The organism is Streptomyces sp. NPDC046349, from assembly GCF_055587885.1.
Window position 1 is genome coordinate 1 of sequence record NZ_JBVJFK010000002.1, and the last position, 12,789, is coordinate 12,789.

The 12,789-nt window shown below is 73.5% G+C and carries 10 protein-coding genes; 5 read left to right on the plus strand and 5 right to left on the minus strand.

The window, feature by feature from the left end:
* Nucleotides 1-257 precede the first annotated feature (257 nt).
* The 5 genes from ACZ6JS_RS03730 to ACZ6JS_RS03750 are packed head-to-tail and all read right to left on the minus strand — an operon-like array spanning nucleotide 258 to nucleotide 5,913.
* Nucleotides 258-1,568, minus strand: coding sequence for a DUF58 domain-containing protein (locus ACZ6JS_RS03730; protein WP_469295571.1), 1,311 nt, complete (start codon nucleotides 1,566-1,568; stop codon nucleotides 258-260).
* Entirely contained in the window at nucleotides 1,568-2,554 is a 987-nt protein-coding gene (locus ACZ6JS_RS03735; RefSeq protein WP_469295572.1) for an AAA family ATPase, read from the minus strand. The genes ACZ6JS_RS03730 and ACZ6JS_RS03735 overlap by 1 nt, the downstream gene beginning before the upstream one ends.
* Nucleotides 2,551-3,981: a DUF4350 domain-containing protein gene (locus ACZ6JS_RS03740; RefSeq protein ID WP_469295573.1), complete on the minus strand. Its 1,431-nt coding sequence runs from the start codon at nucleotides 3,979-3,981 to the stop codon at nucleotides 2,551-2,553. The genes ACZ6JS_RS03735 and ACZ6JS_RS03740 overlap by 4 nt, the downstream gene beginning before the upstream one ends.
* Complete coding sequence (locus ACZ6JS_RS03745) at nucleotides 3,978-4,655, minus strand: DUF4129 domain-containing protein (protein ID WP_469296369.1); 678 nt, start codon at nucleotides 4,653-4,655, stop codon at nucleotides 3,978-3,980. The genes ACZ6JS_RS03740 and ACZ6JS_RS03745 overlap by 4 nt, the downstream gene beginning before the upstream one ends.
* Nucleotides 4,656-4,665: 10 nt before the next feature.
* The gene (locus ACZ6JS_RS03750) at nucleotides 4,666-5,913 is read right to left on the minus strand and encodes a DUF7847 domain-containing protein (RefSeq protein WP_469295574.1); all 1,248 of its coding nucleotides are present in this window, start codon (nucleotides 5,911-5,913) and stop codon (nucleotides 4,666-4,668) included.
* Between the two features lie 234 nt (nucleotides 5,914-6,147).
* On the opposite strand from ACZ6JS_RS03750, the gene mtrA reads away from it, so the two are divergent.
* The 5 genes from mtrA to hpf all read left to right on the plus strand — a co-directional run bounded on the left by mtrA (nucleotide 6,148) and on the right by hpf (nucleotide 12,598).
* The gene (gene mtrA / locus ACZ6JS_RS03755) at nucleotides 6,148-6,837 is read left to right on the plus strand and encodes a two-component system response regulator MtrA (RefSeq protein ID WP_214949728.1); all 690 of its coding nucleotides are present in this window, start codon (nucleotides 6,148-6,150) and stop codon (nucleotides 6,835-6,837) included.
* Nucleotides 6,838-6,925: 88 nt separating this feature from the next.
* Nucleotides 6,926-8,785 carry an MtrAB system histidine kinase MtrB gene (gene mtrB / locus ACZ6JS_RS03760; RefSeq protein WP_469296371.1) on the plus strand — a complete coding sequence of 620 codons (1,860 nt, stop codon included), beginning with the start codon at nucleotides 6,926-6,928 and terminating at the stop codon, nucleotides 8,783-8,785.
* Complete coding sequence (locus tag ACZ6JS_RS03765) at nucleotides 8,775-10,655, plus strand: LpqB family beta-propeller domain-containing protein (protein WP_469295575.1); 1,881 nt, start codon at nucleotides 8,775-8,777, stop codon at nucleotides 10,653-10,655. The genes mtrB and ACZ6JS_RS03765 overlap by 11 nt, the downstream gene beginning before the upstream one ends.
* 191 nt (nucleotides 10,656-10,846) lie before the next feature.
* Nucleotides 10,847-11,572 carry a ComF family protein gene (locus ACZ6JS_RS03770; protein ID WP_469295577.1) on the plus strand — a complete coding sequence of 242 codons (726 nt, stop codon included), beginning with the start codon at nucleotides 10,847-10,849 and terminating at the stop codon, nucleotides 11,570-11,572.
* 330 nt (nucleotides 11,573-11,902) lie between these two features.
* The gene (gene hpf / locus ACZ6JS_RS03775) at nucleotides 11,903-12,598 is read left to right on the plus strand and encodes a ribosome hibernation-promoting factor, HPF/YfiA family (protein WP_469296373.1); all 696 of its coding nucleotides are present in this window, start codon (nucleotides 11,903-11,905) and stop codon (nucleotides 12,596-12,598) included.
* Nucleotides 12,599-12,789: the final 191 nt, after the last annotated feature.

Here is a 12,789-nt window from a genome sequence, read left to right on the forward strand (position 1 = left end):
AGTAGGACGCCGCCGAACAATCATTGTGGGAAAGCCCCGCACCTTCTGGTGCGGGGCTTTTCTGCGTTCACGGGCCGGTCGGGTGACCCGGTGGCGGAGGCGGCCCATGTCACCACGGCGGGAGGTCTTGTCAGGCTGCTCGGTCGAGGCTTGGGCCGCCGGCCGTAACGGTGTCCCCGGCGGATACCCCACGTCCAGTCCTCTCACCCTCACGGCTCAGCTTCGTGTCGCTGAGAGTCGTGCAGTGGGGCGACTTCCTACAGGCGGCCCGCGGCCTTGAGAGCGAGGTAGGCGTCGGCCAGGGTGGGGGCCAGGGTGTCCGGGGTGGCGTCGACCACGTGGACGCCGTGGCGGGTCAGCTGGTCGGCCGTACGCCTGCGCTGGGCCTGGGTCTGGGTGGCGGCCGCGGCCTCGTACACCGCATCCACACTGCCCCGGGAGGCTGCCATCGCCGCGACGTGGGGATCGGCCACCGAAGCCAGCACGACCGTGTGGCGCTGCGTGAGACGCGGAAGGAGCGGGAGCAGGCCCTCTTCGATCGGGGCGGCGTCCAGGCTCGTCAGGAGCACCACCAGCGACCTGCGCGGGGCACTGCGGAGGATGGTGGACACCAGGGTGCGGGCATCCGTCTCGACCAGTTCCGGTTCGAGCGTGGCCATCGCGTTCACGAACGACGGCAGGACGTCTGCCGCCGCCCGCCCCTGTACCTGGGCGCGCGGGCGCCGGTCGTGGGCCAGGAGGTCCACCCGGTCGCCTGCGCGGGTGGCCAGGGCCGCGAGGAGGAGGGCCGCGTCCATGGAGGAGTCCAGGCGCGGGGAGTCGCCGACCCGGCCCGCCGAGGTGCGGCCGGTGTCGAGACAGATCAGGATGTGCCGGTCGCGTTCGGGACGCCAGGTGCGCACGGCCACCTTGTGCCGGCGGGCCGTGGCACGCCAGTCGATGGAACGGGTGTCGTCCCCGGGCACGTAGTCGCGCAGGCTGTCGAACTCCGTGCCCTCACCGCGGGTCAGGAGGCTGGTGCGGCCGTCCAGTTCGCGCAGCCGGGCCAGCCGGGAGGGAAGGTGCTTGCGGCTCGTGAACGGGGGCAGCACGCGGACCGTCCAGGGCGCCGCCTGCGAGCCCTGGCGGGCCCACAGGCCAAGCGGGCCGTAGGAGCGGATCGTGACGCGGTCGGCACGGCGGTCGCCGCGGCGGGTGGGGAGCAGCCGCGTGGTGAGGCGGCGGCGCTCACCCGCCGGGACGGCCACCTCGTGGCGGGAGGCGGCCACCTCCGTGCCCGGGGTCCAGCTGCTCGGGGGCCAGGCGTCGCGGACGCGGGCCCGGAGCCTGCGGTTGCCGGGGTTGGTGATGGTCACATGGACGTCCGCCTGCTCGCCGAGGCGTACCGCGCTGTCGCCGGAGCGGGCCAGTACCAGGCTGCGTACCGGCGCGGCCAGGGCGTAGTCGACCGCGCAGGCCAGCGCGATCGGGCCGTTGACCGCGAGCATGCCCGCCCAGCTCGGCTCCAGGACGCCGACCGGGATGCTGCCGAGGGCCGCCAGCAGGGCGGCGCGTCCGGTGAGGGCCATCAGCGCGGGACGGGGACGTGGGAGAGGATCGCCGTGATGACGGCGTCGGCGGTGACGCCCTCCATCTCCGCCTCGGGGCGCAGCTGCACGCGGTGGCGCAGCGTCGGGAGGGACAGGGCCTTGACGTCGTCGGGGGTGACGTAGTCGCGGCCGGTGAGCCAGGCCCAGGCGCGGGACGTGGCCAGCAGGGCGGTCGCGCCGCGCGGGGAGACGCCGAGGACGAGCGACGGCGATTCGCGGGTGGCGCGGCAGATGTCGACGACGTAGCCGGCGATCTCGGGGGAGACGGAGACCCGGGCGACCGCCTCGCGGGCCGCCTCGAGCTGGGCCGGGCCGGCGACCGGACGCAGGCCGGCGGCCTTGAGGTCGCGGGGGTCGAAGCCGGCGGCGTGGCGGCTCAGGACGCCGATCTCGTCCTCGCGGGAGGGGAGGGGCACGGTGAGCTTGAGGAGGAAGCGGTCCAGCTGCGCTTCGGGCAGCGGGTACGTGCCCTCGTACTCGACCGGGTTCATCGTGGCGGCGACGAGGAACGGCTCGGGGAGCCTTCGGGGGGTGCCCTCGACGGTGACCTGGCGCTCCTCCATCGCCTCCAGGAGCGAGGACTGCGTCTTGGGCGGAGTCCGGTTGATCTCGTCGGCGAGGAGGAGGTTCGTGAAGACCGGGCCGTCCTGGAAGGAGAACTCGGCGGTACGGGCGTCGTAGACGAGCGAGCCGGTCACGTCGCTGGGCATCAGGTCCGGGGTGAACTGGACGCGCTTGGTGTCGAGCTCCAGGGACGCGGCCAGCGCGCGGACGAGGAGGGTCTTGGCGACGCCGGGTACGCCTTCGAGGAGGACGTGGCCGCGGCACAGCAGGGCGACGACGAGGCCGGTGACGGCGGAGTCCTGACCGACCACGGCCTTGCCGATCTCGGTGCGGAGCGCCTCCAGGGAGGCGCGGGCGCTGTCCGCGGTCGCGGCCGTGGACTCGGTGGCCGGGTACGTCATGACGTGCGGACCTCTCTTTCGAGGGCGTCGAGGTGGTCGGCGAGCGCGACGAGCGCCGCGTCGTCGGAGGGGGTGGTGCCGAAGAGGAGGGCGGACACCTCCCGGGGGCCGCCGGTCAGGCGGGCGGATACGGCGGGGACCAGCGCGGCCGGTTCGTGGGCCCGGGTGGGCGGTACGCCGACCAGTGCGGCCAGGCGTTCGCGGGTGGCGGCGCGCAGCACGGTGGCGGCGCGGTCGCGGGCCCCGGCCTTGCGGTAGAGGCGGGCGCGGCCCTCGGTGGTCTCGGAGGCGCGGATGGCGACGGGCAGTTTCTCGGTGACGAGGGGGCCCAGTCGGCGGGCGCGCCACAGGGCGGCGATGACGGCGGCGAGGAAGAGCTGGAGCAGGGCCCAGGACCAGCCGGCCGGGACGAGTTCGAAGAGGGTCTTGTCCTCGTCGCCGGAGCCCGGGCCCGCGTCGGAGTCCGCGAGGGACGGCAGGTACCAGACGAGGTCCGGGCGGGAGCCGAGGAGCTGGAGGGCGAGGGAGGCGTTGCCCTCCTCGGCGAGGCTCTCGTTGAGGAGGATCGTCTCGGAGCCGAGGAGGACGGTGTCGCCGCCGGTGGTGCCGGTGGGGAGGACGAGGAGGGTGGGATGGCCGCCGCTGGGGTAGCAGGCGGTGGCTCCGGGGAGGGCGGTGGTGTAGCGGAGGCCGCCGCCGGTGCCGGCGCGGCCGGCCGAGCCGGCGGCGGGCAGCGTGCAGCGGGGGTCGAGGTCGTCCGTGGCGGCGTCGCCCTCGGTGCGGACCCCGGGGGACAGGTCGGAGAGGCTGTGTTCGCCCGGGGCGAGGAGGACGGTGCGGCCGCCGGAGAGGTCGATGGCCGAGCGGATGACACTGCGCTGGGTGGCGCCGAGCCGGTCGGGCCCGGTGACGAGGAGGGTGGTGCGGGGGCCGGTCGCGTCCGCGGCCTCGCGGGCGGTGGTGACGACGCGGGTCGTGACGCCGCGCTCCTTGAGGAGCTCGGCGACGGCGCGGCTGCCGGAGGGGTCGGCGGAGCGGGGGTCGAGGTGGCCGTGGCGGGTGCCGGAGTTCAGTACGGCGAGGATGACGGCGCCGGCGGCGAGGACTGCGAGGACGGCGGCGGTACGGCGGACCCTGCGGATACCGGCGGCGGCTCCGGTGCCGCCACGGGGCGCTCCCGTACCGGCGGCGGGGGCTTCGGCGGTGGCCCTGGCCGCGGCGTGGGAGGTTCCGGCGGCGCCGTGCGCGCGCCGGGGCGTCTCATCGGACGCCGAACGGCCCTCGTGGTCGGAAGGCGCGGCGGCGGCGCGTTCGGCGGCCTGCGGGGATCGCCCCGGCATGCTCCCGGCCCCGCCGGGACCGCCGGTGGGGGACGGGGTGCGCCGGGCGTTCGGGGCGTCCTCGGGGTCCTGGGTGCGGCCGGTCATGCGGTGGGTCCCGTCAGGAGCGGCTTGGCGCGGTCCAGGGTGAGGTCGAGGGAGCGCAGGCGTGTGTAGGCGTCGGCGTCCGCGGTGCGGCCGCCGTAGGTGACGTCGTCGAAGGTCCGGGCGGCGGCGCGGAGGTCGGCGGCGTGGTCGGGCAGGGACACCGCGGCTTCGGCGGCCGCCTCGTCGGCGGTGCGGCCCGGGCGCGGGTCGAGCAGGGTGCGCTCCTCCAGGGAGCGGACCACGGCGCGCATGCGCTCCTGGACGGCTTCCGTCCAGCGGCCGGCGGCGGCGTGGGCCTCGGCGGCGGTGCGGTGGTCGGCCGCGCTGCGGACCCCGTCGTCGAAGAGGGTGCCCGCGGACGCGGCCGTGCGGCGGGGGGAGCCCAGGCGCCACCACAGGGCGGCGACGGCGAGCACGACCAGGAGGAGGACGGCGACCAGGCCGACGGCGCCCCCGGGGGTCGCCCCGGAGGCGGCGCCGAACAGGTCGTCGAGCCAGTCGAAGAACGCGCGCAGGGCGCGGTCCACCAGGCTCGGGTCGTTCTCGTGGTACATCGGCTTGGACAGTTCGCGCTCCGCCGCCTCCTGGGCGGGCGTGCGCGGTGTCGTGACCGGTGGTGTCTCCGCGCCCGGCAGGAATGCCGCGGTGCGGGTGATGAGGCCCCCCGTGCTCATCATCGGTGGGTCAGCCTCCGGTCGTGCCGTAGTTCTCGATGCCGGCCGCCCGGGCGAGCTCGAGGTCGAGGCCTTCGCGGCGGATGCGCTGGTCGACGTAGAGGAGGACGGTGACGCCGGACTGGATGGGCATGATGATCGTCTGGGCGATGATCAGGCCGATGCCGGAGAAGATCAGCGGTGCCCACGCGGTCTGGGCGCTGCCGTCCTCCAGGGCGTCCATGCCGCCGCCGAAGGCGAAGATGCCCACCATCTGGAACGGCGCCACGACCATCAGCGCGACCATGAAGGCGATCAGGCCGGTCAGGAGCGTGATGCCGAAGATGCGCCACCAGGATCCGCCGACGAGCTTGGAGGAGCGCGTGAAGGCCTTGATGACGGTGCTCTTCTCCAGCATCAGGGCGGGAGAGGCCAGGCTGAACTTGATCCCGAGCCAGATGATCAGCGGCAGCCAGGCGACGAAGCCGACGACGGCCAGGCCGATGTTGCCCGCGAGGGCTCCCGGCAGCACCAGTACGGCGCCGAGCAGGATGATGCCCAGGGCCAGCAGCAGCGTCAGACCGATGAGGCGCAGCAGCTGGGGGCGGGCCTCGCGCCAGGCGGCGGAGACCGAGGAGTGCTGACCCAGGATGGCCCGGCTGAAGATCATCGTGAGCATCGCGGTGACCACGATCGTCCCCAGGACCTGGATGAACTGGTTCACCACGGATACGGCGAGGGAGCTGCCGAGGGTGTCGATCGCCTCTTCGGCGGTCATGTCCTCGGTCGAGCTCAGGGGCAGGTCGCTCAGCATGAACTTCTGCACGAGGACGCTGATCACCTGGATGACCGTGGCCACGACCAGCGTGATCGGCACGACGGAGCGCCAGTGCGTGCGCATGGTGGCGACCGAGCCGTCGAGGATCTCGCCGAGGCCCAGCGGGCGCAGCGGGATCACCCCGGGCTTGGCCGCGGGGGGCTGGTTCCACCGGCCCGGCCCGCCCGGGTGGGCGTACTGGCCGCCGTACGGGGTGCCGGGCTGCGATCCCCAGCCGCCGGCGGGCTGCGCAGGGGGCTGCGGGGCGTCGGCGGGAGGGGTCGCGCCGGGGCTCGACCACTGGCCGGGGGGCGGCTGCTCGGCGGACCACTTGGGGTCGCCGGTGGGCCGTGCGGGCTGCTGCGCGCCGCCGTCGTCGCCCGGCCGGTCGGCGGGGGTCCCCTGCCGATCGCCGTCGGACGGAGAGGATCCGGGCGTAGCCCAGCCCGGAGAGTCGTTCATCGTCGCTCCTTCACATCCACCTGCTGCGGCGGGGGCGCTGGTCGCTGCCATCGTGCCACGTGAGGACCCCGAACGGACCAGCCGTCCCCCCGGATGCCCGGCAGCCCGTACCTTCAATTGTCGCCCGGATCCGGGTCAGACCGGTCGAGCAGGTGTCCACGCAGGTCCGAGGGGCGATTTCCAGCCCTTTTGGCTGTGGGACAGCTCACCGCCTTGTCACGATTGGCTAATGGGATGATGTCAACCATGAAGGGACGCGTCCTCGTCGTCGACGACGACACCGCGCTGGCCGAGATGCTCGGCATTGTGCTGCGGGGAGAAGGTTTTGAGCCGTCGTTCGTAGCGGACGGTGACAAGGCGCTGGCCGCCTTCCGGGAGGCGAAGCCCGATCTGGTCCTGCTGGACCTCATGCTGCCCGGACGGGACGGCATAGAGGTGTGCAGGCTGATCAGGGCCGAGTCCGGCGTGCCGATCGTCATGCTCACCGCCAAGAGCGACACGGTGGACGTGGTCGTGGGCCTGGAGTCCGGGGCCGACGACTACATCGTCAAGCCGTTCAAGCCGAAGGAGCTGGTGGCCCGTATCCGGGCGCGTCTGCGCCGGTCGGAGGAGCCCGCGCCCGAGCAGCTGGCCATCGGTGACCTGGTCATCGACGTGGCCGGGCACTCGGTCAAGCGCGACGGCGTCTCGATCGCCCTGACGCCGCTCGAGTTCGACCTGCTGGTCGCGCTCGCGCGCAAGCCCTGGCAGGTCTTCACCCGCGAGGTGCTGCTGGAGCAGGTCTGGGGCTATCGGCACGCGGCGGACACCCGCCTGGTCAACGTGCATGTGCAGCGTCTGCGCTCCAAGGTCGAGAAGGACCCGGAGCGTCCCGAGATCGTCGTGACGGTGCGCGGTGTCGGCTACAAGGCCGGACCCAGCTGACGTGCAGTCCGGCACCTCGGGCAGGGTCCGGGGCGGTTCCCGCCTGTGGACCGGAAGGCTGCTCCGGGACGGGGCGCCCGCCGGCAGGGTGCTGCGGCTGTTCGTACGTCTCGTGCGACGGCCGCTGCTTCCGGCTGTCCGGCTGTGGCGCCGCAACATCCAGCTCCGGGTGGTCGCGGCCACCCTGCTGATCTCGCTCTCCGTGGTCCTGGCCCTGGGCTTCGTCGTGATCGCGCAGGTCAGCAAGGGCCTCCTCGACGCCAAGGAGGAGGCCGCGCAGAGCCAGGCAGCGGGCGGGTTCGCGGTGGCGCAGGAGAAGGCCAACACCCCCGCGACGGTGGACGGGCCCGACGCGACCGACAACAAGGTCGGCCGTGATGCCAGTACGTGGATGAACTCGCTGGTCAAGCAGCTGGCCAGTGGCGGGCAGACCGCCTTCGAGGTGGCCGCGCTCGGCGCCGGCACCGGGGAGCAGCCCCAGCCTGGCGCGCAGGGCGTCCGCGGCGCCCGGGCCTCCGGGAACGTGGATCCCACGGCCAGTGTGCCGATCAGCCTGCGCCGGGCCGTCAACCACGCCACCGGCACGTTCAAGACGTTCTCGGAGATCCGCTACACCAGCGGGGCGGACAAGAAGGAACCCGAGCCGGCTCTGGTCGTCGGCAAGCGGCTGACCGACATCAACGGGGACCCGTACGACCTGTACTACCTCTTCCCGCTCACGCAGGAGGAGGAGTCCCTCAACCTGATCAAGGTCACGATCGTGACCGCCGGGCTGTTCGTCGTGGTCCTGCTCTGCGGCATCGCCTGGCTTGTCGTACGCCAGGTCGTGACCCCCGTACGGATGGCCGCCGGGATCGCCGAGAGGCTCTCGGCCGGCCGGCTCCAGGAGCGGATGAAGGTCACCGGCGAGGACGACATCGCGCGTCTCGGCGAGGCCTTCAACAAGATGGCGCAGAACCTCCAGCTCAAGATCCAGCAGCTGGAGGAGCTTTCCCGGATGCAGCGCCGCTTCGTCTCGGACGTCTCGCACGAGCTGCGCACCCCGCTGACGACGGTACGGATGGCGGCCGACGTCATCCACGACGCCCGGGTCGACTTCGACCCGGTCACCGCGCGCTCCGCCGAACTGCTCGCCGGGCAGCTCGACCGCTTCGAGTCGCTCCTCGCCGACCTGCTGGAGATCAGCCGGTTCGACGCGGGCGCGGCCGCCCTGGAGGCCGAGCCGATCGACCTGAGGGATGTCGTGCGCCGCGTCATCGACGGGGCCGAGCCGCTCGCCGAGCACAAGGGCACCCGCATCCGGGTTCTCGGGGACACCCAGCCGGTCATCGCCGAGGCCGACGCCCGGCGCGTGGAGCGGGTGCTGCGCAACCTGGTCGTCAACGCCGTGGAGCACGGCGAGGGGCGCGACGTGGTGGTGCGGCTGGCGTCCGCGGGCGGTGCCGTCGCCGTGGCCGTACGGGACTACGGCGTCGGGCTCAAGCCCGGCGAGGCCACCCGCGTCTTCAACCGCTTCTGGCGGGCCGACCCGGCTCGGGCGCGCACGACCGGCGGGACCGGCCTCGGCCTGTCCATCGCCGTCGAGGACGCCCGGCTGCACGGCGGCTGGCTGCAGGCCTGGGGCGAACCGGGCGGCGGCTCGCAGTTCCGGCTGACGCTGCCGCGCACGGCGGACGAGCCCCTGCGGGGCTCGCCCATCCCGCTGGAGCCCGAGGACTCCCGGGCCAACCGGGCCAGGGCCGCCGCGGACGCCGCGGTCGTGTCGGGCAGCGGGGCGGAGCGGGCGGCGGCCGATGCCGGGGACCGCTCGCCGATACCGCCGCGCTCGCCCGTGGCCGGGGCGCAGTCGGTGCCCGCCGACCCGACCGCCCTTCCGGGGAACGGGGCTCGGGTCGTGGCCCGCCCGGCCGAGCAGGCACAACAGGAGGATCGAGCCGATGGAGGGTGAGCCCGTGGACGCGCGGTGGGGGAGCGCACGGGTCAGGGGCCGGCGCCTGCGCACTGCGCGGGCGTACGCCTTCGGAACGGCCGGGCTGCTCCTGGCGGGCTGCGCCTCGATGCCCGACAGCGGCGAGATCCGCGCGGTGGACGCCTCGCAGGGCGTGGACTCGCAGGTGCGGGTGTTCGGCGTGCCGCCCGCGGACAAGGCCACGCCGGCGGAGATCGTCGACGGCTTCCTGGAAGCGATGACCAGCGACGACCCGCAGCTGGAGACCGCCCGCAAGTACCTCACGCCGGCCGCCGCGAAGTCCTGGAAGCCGGGCTCCGCCGTCACCGTGCTCTCGTCCGGCCTGAACCGGGTCGCGGTTCGCGGTGAGAAGGACCCCGAGGGGCCCCGCTGGAAGGTGACGGGCAAGAAGCTCGCGACCGTCGACGAGCACAGCGCGTACCAGCCGCAGACCGGGGCGCGGGAGTACGAGGAGCAGCTGCAGCTCGTCCAGGACGAGGACAAGCAGTGGCGCATCTCGACGCCGCCGAGCGGCCTCGTGCTCAGTGAGTCGGACTTCCAGCGCATCTACATGCCGGTGAACAAGTACTACTTCGCCGGCGGCACGCTCGTCGCCGACCCGGTCTACGTGCGCCAGCGCACCGACCCCGATTCACGGATGGACCCGACCACGCAGACCGTCCAGTCGCTGCTCGCCGGGCCGTCCCGGTGGCTCGCGCCGGTCGTGGAGTCCAGCTTCCCCACCGGTACGGAACTGCGCACAGGCACCAAGTCCCTCTCGTACGACGGCCAGAACACGCTGCGCGTGCCCCTCAACGACAAGGTGGGCAACATCGCGCAGCCGCAGTGCAAGAAGATGGCCACCCAACTCCTGTACACGGTCAAGGACCTGACGGGGTCCCGGCTCGACCAGGTCGAACTGCTGCGCTCCTCCGACGACAAGACGTCGTCGCTGTGCTCGGTGACCTCCGTGAGCGCGGACGCGATCGCCAACCGGCCCAAGATCCCGGAGTTCCAGTACTTCGTGGACAACGAGAAGCGGCTGGTCCGGATGAAGCTCGACGTGAGCAGCGAGGACCAGCAGACCCGTACCGAGCCGGTTCCTGGGCCGCTGGCGACCGTTCCGGTGTTCAAGGTCAGCTCGGCGGCGGTCTCGCACGACGAGCGGCGCGCGGCCGTCGTCTCGGAGGACGGACACGGGCTGTACGTGGTGCCGCTGGGCGGGGGCGGGCCGATGCCGGCGCAGGTGCCCATCGGCAGGGGCGGCAAGGCGGAGACGCTGACGACGCCCAGCTGGGACGCCTCGGGCGACCTGTGGGTCGCGGACCGCGATCCGCAGCACCCGGGGCTGTGGCGGGTGCCGGGCGGGACCGGGACGCCCGAGAGGGTGCAGGTGGCCGGGCTCGACAGCCGGCGGATCGTGTCGCTGAAGGCGTCCGCCGACGGTGCGCGGATCGCCCTGCTGCTGGAGCAGGACCCGAACAGCAGGATCCTCTACATCGGGCGGATCGAGAGGCCCGACGCCAAGGGCGACGTCTCGGCGGTGTCGGTGCGCGAGCTGCGTCCGGCGGCCCCGCAGATGGCGGACGTGACGGCGATGAGCTGGGCGCCGCGGGGCCGGCTGCTGGTGGTGGGCCGCGAGAAGGGCGGGGTGCAGCAGGCCCGCTACATGCTGGCGGACGGCTCGATGGTCGCGGCGAGCCTGCCGGGGGCGACGGGGCTGGCCGAGGTCGCGGTCGCGGCGGCGGAGGACGAGTCGAAGCCGAAGCCGGTCGTGGCGTACTCGGAGGACGGGATCGTGTGGCTGCCGCCGGGGGCGCAGTGGCGCACGGTGGCCGCGGGCGGCCGTTCCCCGGTCTACCCGGGCTGAGGCGCGGCCCGTCCCCGGCGTGCGGCCTGTGGCCGGCATGCGGCCTGTGGCCGGGGTGCGGCCCGTCCCCGTCGTGCGGCCTGTGGCCGGGCCGCCGCCGGTTGTCCACAGGGGTGGCGGCCCGTCGGCCGGGCCGCCGCCGGTTGTCCACAGGGGTGGCGGCCCGTCGGCCGGGCCGCCAGTGTGGAGCCATGCGGGGGTGGTGGCTGGAGCTGGCCGGGCTGGTCCTGCCGGTCGACTGCGCCGGGTGCGGTGCCGCCCGCGTCCTGGTGTGCGCCGACTGCCGGTGCGTGCTCAGCGGGGCCGTGGCGGGGCTGGTGCGGCCGTCTCCGCGTCCCGAGGGGCTGCCGATGGTCCAGGCCGCCGCCGTCTACGAGGGGGCCGTACGCGCCGTGCTGCTGGCCCACAAGGAGCGCGGGGCGCTTCCGCTGGCCGGGGTGCTGGGCGCCGCGCTGGCGGCGGCCGTCCTGGCGGGCGGGACGGGGCCCGGGCGGGGCGAGGTGGCGCTGGTACCGGTCCCGTCAGCGCGGCGGCAGGTGCGGGCGCGCGGGCACGATCCGACACGCCGGATCGCCCTGGCCGCGGCGGGGCGGCTGCGGCGGGCCGGGGTTCCCGCGCGCGTGGCGCCCGTACTGCGGCTGCGGCGTGCGGTGGCGGACCAGGCGGGCCTGGGGGCCCGGGAACGCCGGGAGAACCTCGCCGGGGCGCTGGCGGTGCACCGGGACGGGGCGCGGCTGACGGGAGGGGCGCGGATCGTACTCGTGGACGACGTGATCACCACCGGGGCGACGCTGGCCGAGGCGGCCCGGGCGGTGCGCGCGGCGGGCCTGGCGCGGCCGGGAGCCGGGCTGCGGGCAGCGGTGGTCGCCGCGCCGGAGGACTCCTTCGCGCGGGCTCCGGCGGCGGAGGCGCGGTGACCTGCAACGTCTCCGGGAGGAAAATCCCGTGAATACATTTGGAACTGGAGGGGAAGGCCCATCGTTGCAGGTAGTACGAGGGAACGGCCACTGGACTGGAAGTACGTGCCGGTAGCGGGTGCCGACAACCGTCATACAGGGATATGTTCGGTTGTAAGGAACTCAGGAGGCTGTTCTCTCGACTCCGAAGTCGGTGGGGTGTAGATCTTGCCGATGGGGGAGGAGGAGGTGAAAGTCGCCAAGTCCGAGGCTCCGGCCTTCACCGGAGTCTGGTGCGAAAGGGAGACGCTTCGCCCCGTCGGGCGGAGCTATCCGGGAACGGAGTTCTGCGTGGACATCGTCGTCAAGGGCCGCAAGACCGAGGTGCCCGAGCGGTTCCGCAAGCACGTGGCCGAGAAGCTGAATCCGGAGCGGATCCAGAAGCTCGACGCCAAGGTGATCAGCTTGGACGTCGAGGTGTCCAAGGAGCACAACCCGCGCCAGGCCGACCGTTCCGACCGCGTGGAGATCACCCTGCGTTCGCGGGGCCCGGTGATCCGGGCCGAGGCCGCGGCGGCCGACGCGTACGCGGCGCTGGACCTCGCTCAGGACAAGCTGGAGGCCCGGCTGCGCAAGCAGCACGACAAGCGCTACACCCGCCGTGGCAACGGCCGGCTCTCGGCGGCGGAGGTCGCCGACGTCGTGCCGGGTGTCGCGTCGCTCAACGGCAGTGGCCAGCCGGTCACCGAGGAGAAGACGGACGGCGTTCCGATCACCCGGATCGGACCCATCGAAGTGCAGGGCGAAGGCCCGCTCATCGTCCGCGAGAAGACCCACTCGGCCGCGCCCATGTCGCTCGACCAGGCTCTGTACGAGATGGAGCTGGTCGGCCACGACTTCTATCTGTTCGTCGACTCCGAGACGAAGTTGCCCAGTGTCGTCTACCGGCGTCACGCCTATGACTACGGCGTCATCCACGTGAACCCCGACGGGGCCTCCAGCTCGGAGGAGCCGCGGGGCGGCGCGGGCGGCGCGCTCGGCGGCTGATCAGACCGTTCGCTGCCCCCGCGGGACGCTCCGGCGCTTCCGCGGGGGCACCTGCATGGCGGGTAATGCGCCAGGAGGTCTTTCGGCATCCCCCACGCCGTGGTGCGGGCATGGAATCATGGCGGGCAGTCAACCGGCTGCGGAACGTGTCCGGTTGGCCCGGCAACTCAGCACCATGCAGGGGGAGGGAC